This is a genomic window from Marinomonas profundi, from assembly GCF_020694005.1.
Lineage (GTDB): Bacteria > Pseudomonadota > Gammaproteobacteria > Pseudomonadales > Marinomonadaceae > Marinomonas > Marinomonas profundi.
Genome location: NZ_CP073013.1, coordinates 2,874,721 through 2,889,696, shown reverse-complemented (window position 1 = coordinate 2,889,696; position 14,976 = coordinate 2,874,721). Strand labels below are relative to the sequence as shown.

Below are 14,976 nucleotides of genomic sequence, written 5' to 3'. Positions count from 1 at the left end.
AGGTTACTACAGTTTTGCGTCTCTCACACCTATCGTAAGCAGGCTAAGAAGGCCGACGGCCAGACAACGAGCTGCGGGCATTCATTTTAGATTCGATATAGTGAAGAAAAGAGGTTCGATGGAAAATAGTGCCGCCGATGATGCCAATCGCGCTGCCAATAGAAATGTCTATTAAGCGATGAAGCAATAGAACGTCTGTGGTCGTATTCGCGCTGGTAAATTCCGCCATAATCACGGTTAAAGGGGTGATAAAAATCACCGCAGCGCCGTAGTTTTTTACAATCAACAATTCCACAACAAATTGAAAGAGGATCATGCTAAACGCCAACATCCAATAGTTTGGCTGTAGGGAAAATAAACACCAAGCAACGCCCATACCCAGCGCCGTACCAACAATGCGATGAATATTACGGTGCCAAATAATACGATAGGTCGCGCCTTGTAAAATAGCGGCGCAAGAAATCGGCACCCAAAGCGCATTTGGCAATGCCAGTAACACCGCCACCGCATAAGACAAAGCAATAAAAAACGCCACTAAGGCGCCTTCTAAAATAATCGCATTGACTTGGGTATCGGTTTCGATTTTGGTTTCTGCTAAACCGTTTGCACCAGTGATTAGGCTGTAAAAAAACGCCATCACACAAGACAACATACCACCAAGGGCGACCATGCCAACGTTGTGAGAAAATTGGCTCAGGTCAAATGGCAAATAAATGGCTAAGCATGACACCAAGATAAAGAAAAAGCTGCCCGGCGGCGGCAAGCGATAGTAACGCGTGATCACAATCGCCCCAAAAGACAACAGACCTAACGCCAAGGCCGACAGGTAAGGGTTAAAACTTGCCAGCGCGCCCACGCTAAAACACACCATAAAGCCGAAGGAGCACATGGCCAAGGTCACCATTCGATGTGCTATACGAGTTTTGGGTAAGTACAAAATCACCATGGCCCCCAAACTCGATAAGGTCGCTACTGCAAATTGGTCCACCGCAGCACCAATTAAAGGTGGAATACCCACACACAACGCCGCCAGAACAGCAAGATGCCAAGGGCGCTTAATATCGCTCCATGCAAACAGTGCCTTAAATTGAGTAAATAACGCTTTTAACAAGAGCACACTCCTAGAAAATTGTTTAGTAGCTAAACATAATAGCATTGATTAAATACCATATTATGAAAAAAACAAACAAACAACGAGGTGCTGGCACTTTATACCAGCACTCATACATAAGAGCTCATACATAAGGGATTAGCGCGTTATTTAAAGATTCGGTCGGCCCATACCGTCAATCCCGCGGCGACACTGCCAAAGTGATCGCCATCCAATACCGGAATATCGCCAATGCGTTGTTGAATCGCCGCGCGAATAACGGGCGATTTAGCCGAGCCGCCGGTCATGTAGATCAAGTCTGGTTGTTCACCCGCTTGTGCTATTGCAGCCATCATCAGACTTAACATTTTCTCCAATGGCGAAGCGATCGATTTCGCCAATTCATCACGGGTAATAGTAGCGGCCAATTCCGCTTCGATATAATCGAGTGAAGCAAGGTAGCTCTGCGCATCGGATAAGGCAATTTTGGCTTCTTCTGCACTGCGCACAATATGATAGTTATGCTTTTCTTCGCGCATCCGTAAGAAGCGCTCAATCAATTTTGGCTGTGCAGCGTCCAATCTAAGTTGGTTTATCTGATTCTTGGTGGCTAGGCTATTAAACGTCGCAATCGCCGATACATCGTTGGTGGTGATTGCATTCCAATACATTTGTGTGGGCATCGGCAGCCCCGTTTTAAGCAAGGAACCCATGCCAAAAAGCGGCATTAAATGTTTGCCTGCAATCTGTATGTCTAAATCGTTACCACCAATTCGTTCACCGGTGTGCGCTAAAAAATCACCACGCCGGTCTTCTTTTTTAAGGTAATCTGGGCCCATTCGAACCATGGCACAATCGGTTGTCCCCCCACCGATATCAACAACCAACACGGTTTTGTCCTCGGTTAAGGTCACTTCAAAATCCAACCCCGCCGCGATGGGTTCATACAGAAATTCAATTTCTTTGAAGCCCGCGCGTTTGCCCGCTGTCGTCAAAATCTCAAGCGCTTGACGATTACTCACGTCAGCATCTAGACCTTGAAAGTTAACCGGACGGCCAATCACCGTATGTGTTATCTCGGCACCCAAACTTTTTTCAGCCCGTTGCTTGATGTTTTGCATCATTACGGTGACAACGTCTTCAAAAAAATGAATATGCTCGGTACGAAGCCCAGCGCCACCTAAAAATGACTTGGGGGATTTAACGAAGTAGCCTTCTTCCGGCCATTGAAAGTATTCGTCAAACGCCGCACGACCAAAAAATAACGTTTGGTCTTCATCCGCTATGTCTTCTTCATAACGCGCACGTTTGGCTCGTGTTAACGCATTTTGACGCAACTCGGCAAAGGTATGCCGTGAATGAATATCGTGCATTCCTCTAATAACGGATTCGGTAATTAAGTCTCGATCTAAAGCGTATAAAGTAGAAGGTAAAAATGCGTGCTGCCCCTCTAATGGCACAAGCTGCACTGACGTGCCTTGGGATAATCCCAAGGCACAATTGGATGTTCCATAATCGAAGCCGCAAATCATAGTGTTTCTTTTACCTACCAATTGGTTAACAATAACGGGCGCGGACGATAACAGAAAGACTGCGAAGTATCAAAATACCCCTGATACTGAATCAACCCATTGGAACCTGTATTGTACAACAATACATTCTTGCCATATTTAGGAGAACACAGGCATGCGCCTTTCACTGCAAACTAAAATCACCCTACAATCCATCTTGGTTGCGATTGTCATCGCTGTCGGGATTGGCGGCGTTTCTTTTTATAATTTCATGACCGCCAGCGACACTAGAATTCAGTCCGAAGTCAGTTCCCAAGCAGACACCATATCAACCTACATTAACAGCTGGTCAAACGACCGTATTGGCACCATGCAGTCGGTAAAAAATAAAATCCAAGCGTCCTTACAGCAAAACCCTGATGTCAGCGAAAAAGACATACTGAATATACTTCAGCAGGCTCAGAGCAGTTTGAACTTTGGTATGACGTTTTTAGGCTTAGAAAATGGTGCCATGTATCGACATGACCCATCGTTAAATAGCGCCGACTACGACCCACGTGAACGCAGTTGGTATGTTGACGCAAAAGCCAAAAACAGCGCCTATGTCACAGCGCCTTATGTTTCAGCTTCAACACAAAAACTGTCTATGACATTTGTCGAGCCGATCATTTTGAACGGCAAATTTATTGGTGCCATTGGTGGACTTGTCTTTTTAGATAGCTTAATGGACACCATTATGGCGATGAATGTTGCAGGCGATGGTTACAGCACGCTGTTTGATGGTGACGGTAAGATCATCGCTCATCCAAACCGCAATCTTATTTTAAAAGACGCGGCGGACCTGTCTCCGGTTCTCGATAGCCGTTTTTTTAAAAGCACACAAAAACAAGCCCGTTTCACTCAGCTAGAACTCGATGGTAAAACGATCAAGATGTACGCCAGTAATATTGAGGGAAGCCCATGGGTGTTGGGGCTAATGATGAAGCAACAAACATTAAACGCTCCAATGGTTAAGCTAGGAACCAGCTTAGTGATTAGTGTGCTGGTCTTATTGCTTATTGCGTCTTTGATCCTGGTTCAAGTCACTCGCTTCCTTTTGAAAGACTTACGTCGAGTGTCGGACAGTATGGCGCAAATTGCTCAAGGGAACGGAGATTTAACCCAACGCTTAACCACCAACTCTAAAGACGAGATCGCCATCTTGGTTGGCAACTTTAACCAATTCGTGGCGCTATTGCATGGCACCATTTCGCATCTAAAAGACATTGGTCATAAGCTCGCTGGCGAAGCCAATGCGGCCCATGATTCGTCTCATAACAGTGCGCAAAAATTGGCAGAGCAACAGCATAATATTTCCATGGTCGCGACGGCGATTCATCAGATGTCTCAAGCCACCCAAGAAATTGCCAGCAACGCCACCAATACCGCCGTCAATGCCGATGAAACCGTCGCCGCCAGCAATCTTGGCCAAGGTCAGGTTATCAAGAGCCAAGACAGCATTAGAACGCTCGCCGCTGACATACAGGGCGTGGCCGATGTGATCAACGATTTAAGCAAAAACGCCGATGGCATCAACACTATTTTGACTACGATTTCAGCCATCGCCGAGCAAACCAACTTGCTTGCCCTAAACGCTGCGATCGAAGCCGCTCGTGCCGGTGAACAAGGTCGTGGATTTGCCGTGGTGGCCGATGAAGTGCGCGTGCTTTCACAACGCACTTACAGCTCTATTGAAGAAATTCAAAAAATGATCGAGGCTTTGCAAGGCATCACCAAAGACGCCGTTGCTAAGATTCAATTAAGCCATACCCGAGCAAACAGCAGCGTGGAAGACGTTAATCAGGCCAAAGACAGCTTGGATAAAATCCAACAAGCAGTCACCACAATCAATGACCGCGCGGCACAAATTGCCACCGCCACCGAAGAGCAAACCAGCGTTACCGCCGAGGTCAATCAAAACACCGTAGACATTCAGCAAGGCTCCACTGAATTAGTGGTTCTGGCGACCGAAAGCGCATCACGCGCAGAAGAGTTAAAACGCTTGGCAGATGATTTGACCAAAAACATCAACCACTTTAGAACCTAAGCGGCCTCTTTTTAAATAGCGGTGATTTTTTAAATCACCGCTATAAATCAGGTTATCACTCAAGCCATAAACCAAAACGCCCTGCTAGATGACTAGCAGGGCGTTTTACAAGCGCTTGTGCCACCTTTTAAACGAGCGGCGAAACACCAATAATCGACTGATGCAGATAAAACACAATCGTAAACCAAGACACCATGGCAAAGGTAAAAGCCGCTAAATCAAACGGCACACCCGATTCGCCTTCTCGCACCACACCGGCTTTTCGGTCACGACGACGATAAACCACAAAGCTCACAATAGACCACACCAAAAAGCTGCCAAATAGCAAAACATCGGCAAGATTGCCATTACTGATAAGATGAGCAAACGCCCACACCTTCACCGCAATCAACATTGGATAACCGATTTTCTTTTTCATCGTGGTATTCGGTATCACCGCAGAGCCAACAAAAAACAGCGCGACCAGCATTAATAACGCCGCCAAATGGCGCGACCAAACGGGCGGAAACCATAACCAAACCGGTTCGGCACGCATTTGCAGATAGCCCATGATAATAAACGCCGTGGCCAATAAGGTAATCAGCCCAAAACGTACCCGCCAACGCATTGCACCCTGTTGTGAAAAACTGGCCTCACGCCACTGCGGTGCCACCAAACGAACGGAGTGCACACAAAAGAAAATCACTAGCCCCATGATTAAAATCAACATATTAAGATGTTCCTCATACTCTTTAAAAAACCTATTCGCGGTTACCTTTAAGTTTGCTGTCATCCTTAAAAGCGGTGGCCGCATCGTATTACTGCAATCTAAGCGCTATAATTATGGCGAATTATAAAGTGAAATGATCAGCAGACCTATCGCTGATTATCCATGAGCGGTATTTAGGTCATAGAAACGGCCAATTGAAAGCAAACAGCCAACCGAAAATCTCTTTAGCAGACAAACTTCTCTCGCCATGGCAGCTGAGTCACTAAAATGTCACAAAAAGCCCTGTAAAATACCTTTTTTAAGCTAGAAAAAGCCCCCTTCTTTGCTCTAGAATACACCGTTTTGACTAACGGGCAGGTTGCCATGATCAAGACACCTTATTACCTCATTGATAAAGCGGCGCTTCTGAAGAATTTAGAGAAGATCGCTTATGTGCGCCAACAGTCCGGAGCCAAGTCATTACTGGCACTAAAATGCTTTGCCACTTGGTCGGTATTCGACCTAATGCAAGAGTACATGGACGGCACCACCTCCTCATCTTTGTACGAAGTCAAACTAGGAAAAACCAAGTTCCAAGGCGAAACGCACGCCTACAGCGTGGCTTACTCTGATGATGAAATTAACGAAGTGTTAGCACACTCAGATAAGATTATTTTCAACTCGATCGGCCAGTTCAATCGCTTCAAAGACGCCAGTCAAGACAAAACCCGTGGCTTACGCGTTAACCCACAAGTCAGTACGTCTGAGTTTTTGATTGCCGACCCCGCGCGTCCATTTAGTCGCCTTGGCGAATGGGATCCAGAAAAAATCGCCACCGTGATAAACGACATTTCAGGGTTTATGTTCCACAATAACTGTGAGAATAACGATTTTGAACGCTTTGACGAGATGCTAACGCTGATTGAAACGCGCTTTGGTCATCTTATCCAACAAGTTGAATGGGTCAGCCTTGGCGGCGGCATTCATTTTACCGGTGAAGGCTACCCTATTGATAAGTTCTGCCAGCGTCTAAAAGCGTTTGCCGAAAAATATGACATTCAAGTGTATTTAGAGCCCGGTGAAGCCAGCATTACCAAAAGCACCACACTAGAAGTCACGGTACTAGACACCTTATTCAACGGTAAAAACTTGGCGGTTGTGGACAGTTCCATTGAAGCCCACATGTTGGATTTGCTGATCTACCGTGAAAACGCCAAAATGGCGCCTTGCGAAGGCGAACACGACTACATGATTTGTGGGAAGTCTTGTTTGGCAGGTGATATTTTTGGCGAATTTAAATTTGATAAACCACTGCAAGTTGGTGACCGCCTGTCTTTTCAAGACGCCGCTGGTTACACCATGGTGAAAAAGAACTGGTTTAACGGTGTAAAAATGCCGTCTATTGCCATACGCCAACTGGATGGCAGCATCGAGCTCGTTAGAGAGTTTAATTACAACGATTTTGAGCATAACCTGTCTTAATCACAAGTTGAGACGGTTCAACACTTTTTATTTTTGGAGATAACCTTACTATGAAAAAAAATGTCCTCATTATTGGTGGCGGAGGCGTGGCGCGTGTTGTGGCCCACAAATGCGCCCAACACAATGACGCACTGGGCAATATTGCAATTGCTTCGCGCAGCGTTTCGAAATGCGACGATATTGTGGCCAGTGTCCTCGACAAAGGCAGCATGAAAGTCGAGGGTCGTATTCAAGCATTCGCCCTAGACGCTCTTGATGTACCAGCCACCATTAAATTGATTCAAGACACCGAATCCCAAATCGTCATTAACGTTGGTTCCGCCTTCGTCAATATGTCGGTACTGGAAGCCTGCATGGAAACGGGAGCGGCTTATTTAGACACCGCCATCCACGAAGACCCAAGCAAAATTTGCGAAACGCCACCTTGGTACGCCAACTACGAGTGGAAACGTCGCGACGCCTGTAAAGAGAAAGGCATCACCGCTATTCTGGGCGTGGGCTTTGATCCGGGTGTGGTAAACGCCTATGCCGCGCTTGCGTATAACGACTACTTAGACTCCGTTGATTCTATCGACATCATCGACGTGAACGCTGGTAGCCATGGCAAATATTTTGCCACTAACTTTGATCCTGAGATCAACTTCCGTGAATTCACCGGACGCGTTTATTCTTGGCAAGACAGCGCATGGCAAGAAAACAGCATGTTTGAAGTCAGCCGTACCGACGACCTTCCTGTGGTTGGCTCACAAACAACTTACATGACAGGCCATGACGAAGTGCATTCGCTTTCACAAAATCTAAACGTGCCAAACGTACGTTTTTGGATGGGCTTTGGCGAGCATTACATCAACGTTTTTACCGTTCTTAAGAACCTTGGCTTGCTGTCTGAACAACCGGTTAAAACCGCAGAAGGCTTAGACGTTATTCCGCTTAAAGTGGTAAAAGCCGTGTTGCCTGATCCATCTTCCCTTGCCCCAGCTTACACTGGCAAAACCTGTATCGGCGATGTGGTAAAAGGTAAAAAAGACGGTAAAGACAAAGAAATCTTCATCTACAACGTGGCCGATCATGAAGACGCTTACAACGAAGTGGGCAGCCAAGGTATTTCTTATACCGCTGGTGTTCCCCCTGTTGCCGCCGCGATCCTAGTTGCCAATGGCACTTGGGATGCAAAAGAAATGCGTAACGTAGAGCAGCTAGACCCTAAACCTTTCTTAGGCTTGCTAAACGAAATGGGCTTACCCACTCGAATTAAAGACGAAAACGGCGACCGCCCTTTCACCCTTTAAGCCCTTCATCTCTTTTCAGCCGCCATTCAAAAGGCGGCTGAAAAGCAGAATGATGACTATCTGCCTTAATCACCCCTCTTTTGCTTACACATTCTTCATAAAAAACTTACAATACACAGAATCTCTCTTACTTAATGCAATACAAGGAATACCCTTATGAAAACGGAACTCAAAATGGCCGCCATGACGGCCATCATGGCCTTAACGCTCGTTGGTTGTGCATCAAGCCCTGACTCAGCCTCTAACCTTGCTGCAGATGCCGAACAATCCGCCACGATGATTCAAATTAACGAGCTGAAACAAGCCATTGACGCCGCTGATGAACAAGTTGTCCAAGGCATAGAAGACGAATTGAATTGGTTTGCAAGCAAGAACGTAGAAGAAGCCAATAAAGCCTTGGCCGAAGCCAAAGAATACTATGCCAAATTTGAGTTCGATCCCTCCAAAGCAAACAGCAGCACGGGCTTTTTTAGCTCAATGAGCAACATCGAAGCCGCCAATGAAAGCCTTGATAATTTTAATGGCGCCATGACAAAAGCAAGCGGCTTAAAAACGACGGCGTTATCCGCTCTATCCGAAGCATTTGATTACCGCGCTCAACTAAAAAACATTGACGCTAAACAGCATTTCCCAGGGACAGTGCAAGAGCTAGACAACAATCTGAAAACACTTGTTGATCAAATCGCCGATGGCAAAACAGACGCCGCGATTGCCGCACAACCCCAGCTTGTTGCAAAACAACGCGCTTTAGAAATTAAAACCGTTATTACCGTTTATCTTGCTGATGCAAGAAATGCGTTGGACGCATTGATCAAAGCCGATACCGCACAGCATGCACCAAAATCGCTTTCTCAAGCGTCGGCCTCTTTAACCTCCGCGACGGCGTTTGCTGCTGCCGAGCCAAGAGCCATTGATAAAATTAAGCGTCAAGCCGAAGAAGTGATATTTTCGATTAATCGAGCCGAACAGATCGCCCTTAGCGTTAAAAAGCTTAAAGCCACCCAGCCAAAAGATTATGAAGACTACATCGTCGGCTACGAGAAAGCCTTGTTTGCTATCACTAATGCACTCAACGCTGAAGATCGTCGCGATCTTGCGCTTGAAGAGCAAGGTAAAGCACTAGTGGCCTTTATAGAAGCTAACCTGAAAGACCAAGAAGCATCGCTGCAAGCGCAGCAACAGCTACGCAAAGAACTGAAAGATCAGACCGCTTACTCTGAGCTTTTAGAAGAAAAAATTGACACGCTTAATGCCAACCTAGCCGACATGAAAGAATCGCTTGCCGAGACGTTAGCAGACAAACAAGCGGCTGAAAAAGCGGCTGAAAAAGCCAACACCGCAAAAGCCAACGCAGTAACCGCCGCACTAGAAGAAACGGCCGACACTGAAGTGAACGCGTCGACCGAACAAACTGACACGACCGAACAAACTGACACGACAGTGCAATAACACGCTCGAATAAAATAGACAAAAAAAACCAGAGCATCGGCTCTGGTTTTTTTTCGCCCAAACATGCCATCCGCTACCGGTGAGCAAAGGCTGTTTTGCTACAATCCCCTTCGATTTTGTGTTTTTCTTCTTCTAAGATCTGGTCAGTGAACTGACTCATAAAACAGCAGCAAATGCCTTCGCCAATCATGGTGCGTGGTCCCATTGGGTGACCAATGTGTTTGTACACGCCATGGCTGTGCCCATGAGAGTGACCGTGCGAATGGCTATGGTTGTGTGAATGACTGTCGTGTGAATGACTGTCGTGTGAATGACTGTCGTGTGAATGGTCGTGAGAGTGTCCATGATCCTGAGTGTGTTTTTTCAACACACTGACATTAGGTACATTTCCCATTGAAATCACAGCGTGCTTCAGATCAAACTCAGACAAGCCTTGAGTGTCATCTTGTGGGTCAACAAATTCCGCATGGTGATGGTGAACGTCCACTTCCCCTGCGGCAAGACGACGCTTAAAAGAATTCATCAGGGTTTCTTCGCCCGTTTGTAATTCGCCTTGCATGATTTCTGCTACGCGGTTTTGAAAGGCATCGATAACACGTGGATGATCGTTCAAATACGGCGTCTGGACAAAAGTGACTTCTGGATTCTCTTGCGCTACTTTATCGACATAACCCTGAATACGCTTGATCAAGCGGCCAGTGAATAAGAAATACGGTGCCACCACAATGCGTTTAAAGCCAAGCTTCATCAGCTTTTCAAGGCCCACGCCAACCGATGGGTAAGTCACGCCAGAATAGACGGTATCCGCCCAACCAAAGCCCATGTTTTCATTAACGATGCGCGTTAACTTCGCCGCTTCGGCATTGGCAGAGGTATCTGACGTACCACGACCCACCACGACCAACAGGGTGTCGTATAGATTTTGGGGCGGATTTTCTGGATCAAGGCCAAGGGATTCATAAATGCGCGCTTGAAAGGCTTCAATCATGTCATCTTGCAAGCCCAGCTCACGACCATACGTGATATGCAGACCTGGGTGTTTTTCTTCGTAAGTGGTCAATACGGAAGGAATGTCATTTTTCGCATGGGTCGCAGCGAACAACATGCCCGGCACCGCGTAAATTTCTTCAACGCCTTGGTTAACCAAGCTGTCTAAACCCATGTGAATATTCGGTGCAGAAAACTCCAGAAATCCATATTCTACTGGCAAATCAGGATAACGCGCTTTGAGTCCTTTCGCCACTAGACCAAATTCGCGCTCGGCGTCTTTGTCACGGCTGCCGTGACCACAAATCATAATGCCTTGTTTTTTGGCTGGTGTTGTATTGCTCATTATTTCTCTCTACTTAATCGTCTCAGCTGCTAGTGAGTGTAAATGCTACCAGCAAGGTTACAAGCGCCCTTCTGCCCAAGGTCACCGAGATTGCTCTTGCTGCTGATCTAAATCAAGCAACAAGGATTGAATTTTGTCTCTATAATCATCGGCATTTTGCCACATGCCACGCTGTATGGCTTCTAATAAGCGCTCGCCCATTTCTTCCAGCGCATGCGGGTTATTATCGCGCATAAAGGCTTGGTTGTCTGGATCAAGCAACAATCGATCGGTCACTTGCTCGTATTGATAATCGGCTACCAAATCCGTGGTCGCGTCGTAAGCGAATAAATAATCCACCGTCGCGGTCATTTCAAACGCGCCTTTGTAGCCATGGGTTTGCATCGCCTCAATCCATTTCGGGTTCAGCACGCGTGAACGTACTACGCGATTCAGCTCTTCTTTTAAGGTACGGATTTTTGGCGAACTAGGGTTCGAATGATCGCTATGGTACACGCTGGGCGCTTGCCCACGAAACTCGGTCACCGCGTTGGTCATGCCGCCTTGGAATTGGTAATAATCGTCCGAATCCAGAATATCGTGTTCGCGGTTATCTTGGTTTTGTACCACCGCATCCAGTTGTGACAAACGCGCCACAAAGGCGTCTTTTGCTTCAACACCTTCTCCGCCAGTCCCTTGGTTATGAGCGCCTTTGCTATCAACATCATCGCTATAAGAACCATAAGCATAACCGCCCCAGTTTACATACGCTTCGGCAAGGTCAGCCTTGGTGTCCCAACAACGTTCGTCGATCAAACCTTGTAAACCGGCACCATAAGCGCCCGGTTTGCTGCCAAAGACACGATAGCTGGCTTGTCTACTGGCTTGCGCTTCGCTCATGCCTTGCGCCAGCAGGGTGTTTTTTCGCGCTTCCACATTAGCGCGAATCACATTGCCTGTGCCCGGTTCTTGGTAGGCTGCGATGGCTTGCACGGCCGCATCATAGAGCCGCATGACGTTGGCAAAAGCATCACGAAAAAAACCGGAAACGCGCAAGGTCACATCGACCCGTGGACGACCTAATTGCATGCAAGACACAATTTCAAAATCCGTCACCCGGTTCGATCCCGGTGCCCAAATCGGACGAACGCCCATCAGCGCAAAGGCTTGAGCAATGTCATCACCACCGGTGCGCATGGTGGCCGTGCCCCACACCGACAAACCTAAGTCTCTCGGATAATCGCCATGCTCTTGCAAATGTCGTTGTATCAGGGCTTCGGCCGATTGCTGGCCAATCGCCCAGGCCGCAGGCGATGGTATCGCGCGATTATCCACCGAGAAAAAATTACGTCCCGTTGGCAAGGTATCAAGTCGGCCACGGGTTGGCGCACCACTTGGGCCAGGGGGAATAAAGCCACCAGACAGCCCGATGATTAAGGCTTGGATTTCGTCATGGGCACTTTGTTGCAAGGCCACCAACAAGCGTTTTTTACTGTGCGCAAGCAAAGCCGCCGTTTGAGGTAATTGATCCGCCAACAGTTCGGTAGATTCGTTACCAATCAGATGGCTCAATACCAGTTTTTTGGCCAATAACTCTAAACGCTCTTTGCTGTCGGCATGGCTTCGCCAATCTTCCTCACTAACCGATAACAAAACCTGAGGTTTCACACCAAGCCAAGGCGTGCGCTCACTTTTCATTGGGTCAAAATCGTCTTGCTGTAAACCCAAGTCATTAACCAAGGAATGAAGAACCCCTTGGCTGGTGATGTCACTGCCTCTTGGTAAGCGCAACAAGGCCACCAGCGTATCAGCGAGCTTGTCGTCTTCGGGCAATTCCCCCAAACGATGCAAACCATGGCGAATTTGCGCTTCTTTGATTTCACAAAGATAAGTATCCAGCCCTTCCAGTACCGAATCGTCATTCTCTAATTCAACGCCAATCAGTTCTTCTAAAAGATGAGACCCTTGAACTTTTTTGAGGATTTGTTCCCGCAGCCAAGTTTCTCGACGCACATCCATGCCCATGGCTTGGTAATATTCGTCGACTAAGTTTTCCAGCTCGGCCATCTCGCCATAGGTTTCAGCGCGGGTCATCGGCGGCATAAGATGATCAATAATCACCGCTTGCGTACGACGCTTAGCTTGCGCGCCTTCTCCTGGATCATTGACGATAAAAGGGTAAAAGTGCGGCATGGGACCAAGAGCAATATCCGGCCAGCAAGACGCCGACAAAGCCGTACCCTTGCCCGGCAGCCATTCAAGGTTGCCATGCTTGCCCACGTGGACAAAGGCATCCACTTGATATACATGACGCAACCAAAAATAAAAAGCCAAATAACTGTGGGGCGGAATCAAGTCAGGATCATGATAGTTTGCCGCGAGGTCCAAATTGAAACCACGCGCAGGCTGGATGCCAACGAAGGTTTCCCCAAGGCGAATCCCCGCCAACATAATGCGACGCTGGCCATTTTGCTCGCGGCATTTATGATCGTCTTCCGGTGGCCCCCAGCGATCCCATACCGCGTGTTGGCATTCCAACGGCAACTGATAGAAATAGTGTAAATAGTCTTCCAAGGCGAGACTTTGCCAACAACCGCGTTCGTGCAGAGTGTTGGGATTATTGGTCACCGCGCCAAGCAATGCTTCGATCAAGGCATTGCCATGATCGGGAATATTGTTGATAGGATAACCTGCCACTTCTAATGCTTTTAATAAATTCACCGCTGAAGCGGGCGTATCCAATCCCACCCCATTACCAATCCGACCATCTTTGGTTGGGTAATTGGCGAGCACAAAGGCTATGCGTTTTTGATGGTTTGGTTTGCTGGCTAAATTGGCAAAACGCTTGGCGAGCTGAGCGACAAAACGCGCACGTTCTGGGTGTAACTCATAACGCACCAAATCCACTTGGGCAAGGTCGTTGTAATGGCTTAATGCTTTAAAACTCACTGCGCGGGTGATAATACGCCCATCCATTTCTGGCAAGACGATTTGCATGGCCACATCTCGACTGCGTAAACCTTGGGTTTGCGCTTGCCAGTCTTCTTCGGTGCTGCCAGACAGAATCAACTGCAAAACAGGAATGGGGGAGGCAAAAGCCGATTGAAAATCCGTCGGTTCAGACGCTAAATCAGGGCTACCGACACGATTCGCCGCAAAGCCCGTGGTGTTTAAAATCACCTTGGCTTGAGTGCGATCCACCAGCGATTCTATCAAACCAACCGATACGTCATCCTTGAGAGAACTCACCGCCACCGCCAACGGCACCAGCCCTTCTTGTTCTAACATCTCAATCAAGCCATCAAACATGGCGGTGTTGCCGCTTTGCAGATGAGAACGATAAAACGCCAAAACCGCAACAGGATAGCCTTGCGCTAAGCGCTCAGCATAATGACGCTGCCACTGGGCAAAGCCAGACGAATGACCAGCATGGTAAATCAGCGCACTGGGTAAAGGCGTTGGCTCTTGCCAAGGATAAGACTGATCAAAATATCGGTCAGAAAGGAAGTAAAATAATTGCTGGGAGTTTGTTTGGCCGCTTTCACGCAAATAACGCCATACTCGGTGGCAATCTTCTGGTTTGGCCGTAGAGACATTCATTAACGATGGATCTGGCGAGTCATCGCCTGGTACCACAATCAGCGTTCGACCCGCTTTGGCTTGCGCCCAATCTTGTAAACGCTGAAAACCATAGGCCCAATAATGCTCGCCACCAAGCAGTGAAACCACCACGATTTTAGCGTGATCGAGCACCTTGTGTTCATACAAGTCATAAGCCGCCGGTTTGACCAACTGCATCCAATTGGCAAGGCGAACCGAGGGAAATAACGCCCCCTCAGTCGGCAACTGATCCAGCGCACTGCCCAGAGCGCCGAGCACACTATCAGCCGCCGCCAGAACCACTAAGTCGGCTGGGGTTTGCCCAAGATCGACAATCCCTTCGTCGTCAACAAAGCCACCCGGTTTGGCTGCTAATAAATGCACGGTTTCTCCAGTTGCTTTCTTTTACTTAACAAGTCTAACCCTCCCCTTCAAATAAATAAGGGGAGGGAATAATACAAAGCCCTTA

At 47.6% G+C, this 14,976-nt stretch carries 9 protein-coding genes; 4 read left to right on the top strand and 5 right to left on the bottom strand.

Annotated features, from left to right (window positions below; genetic code table 11):
• Positions 1-43: 43 nt before the first annotated feature.
• On the bottom strand, positions 44-1,117 hold the full coding sequence (locus J8N69_RS13490) for an FUSC family protein (RefSeq protein ID WP_227803897.1): 1,074 nt from the start codon (positions 1,115-1,117) through the stop codon (positions 44-46).
• A gap of 140 nt (positions 1,118-1,257) precedes the next feature.
• Positions 1,258-2,622, bottom strand: coding sequence for a molecular chaperone (gene yegD, locus J8N69_RS13485; protein WP_168823173.1), 1,365 nt, complete (start codon positions 2,620-2,622; stop codon positions 1,258-1,260).
• Between the two features lie 154 nt (positions 2,623-2,776).
• Here yegD and J8N69_RS13480 point away from each other — a divergent pair, with 154 nt between their 5' ends.
• Complete coding sequence (locus J8N69_RS13480) at positions 2,777-4,687, top strand: methyl-accepting chemotaxis protein (RefSeq protein WP_168823171.1); 1,911 nt, start codon at positions 2,777-2,779, stop codon at positions 4,685-4,687.
• 127 nt (positions 4,688-4,814) lie between these two features.
• Here J8N69_RS13480 and J8N69_RS13475 read toward each other — a convergent pair whose 3' ends face one another.
• Entirely contained in the window at positions 4,815-5,396 is a 582-nt protein-coding gene (locus J8N69_RS13475; protein WP_168823169.1) for an NnrU family protein, read from the bottom strand.
• Positions 5,397-5,759: 363 nt separating this feature from the next.
• Here J8N69_RS13475 and nspC point away from each other — a divergent pair, with 363 nt between their 5' ends.
• The 3 genes from nspC (at position 5,760) to J8N69_RS13460 (ending at position 9,595) form a co-directional block, all read left to right on the top strand.
• Positions 5,760-6,857, top strand: coding sequence for a carboxynorspermidine decarboxylase (gene nspC, locus J8N69_RS13470; protein WP_168823167.1), 1,098 nt, complete (start codon positions 5,760-5,762; stop codon positions 6,855-6,857).
• A 50-nt stretch (positions 6,858-6,907) separates the two neighbouring features.
• Positions 6,908-8,146 (top strand): saccharopine dehydrogenase family protein, encoded by a 1,239-nt coding sequence (locus J8N69_RS13465; protein WP_168823165.1) that lies wholly within the window; start codon positions 6,908-6,910, stop codon positions 8,144-8,146.
• Between the two features lie 156 nt (positions 8,147-8,302).
• A complete protein-coding gene (locus tag J8N69_RS13460) occupies positions 8,303-9,595 on the top strand; it encodes a hypothetical protein (protein WP_168823163.1) in 1,293 nt (430 codons plus the stop codon).
• Between the two features lie 73 nt (positions 9,596-9,668).
• Here J8N69_RS13460 and J8N69_RS13455 read toward each other — a convergent pair whose 3' ends face one another.
• Both J8N69_RS13455 and cobN read right to left on the bottom strand, forming a co-directional pair.
• Positions 9,669-10,928 (bottom strand): sirohydrochlorin chelatase, encoded by a 1,260-nt coding sequence (locus tag J8N69_RS13455; protein ID WP_168823161.1) that lies wholly within the window; start codon positions 10,926-10,928, stop codon positions 9,669-9,671.
• An 81-nt stretch (positions 10,929-11,009) separates the two neighbouring features.
• Entirely contained in the window at positions 11,010-14,891 is a 3,882-nt protein-coding gene (cobN, locus tag J8N69_RS13450; protein WP_168823160.1) for a cobaltochelatase subunit CobN, read from the bottom strand.
• Positions 14,892-14,976: the final 85 nt, after the last annotated feature.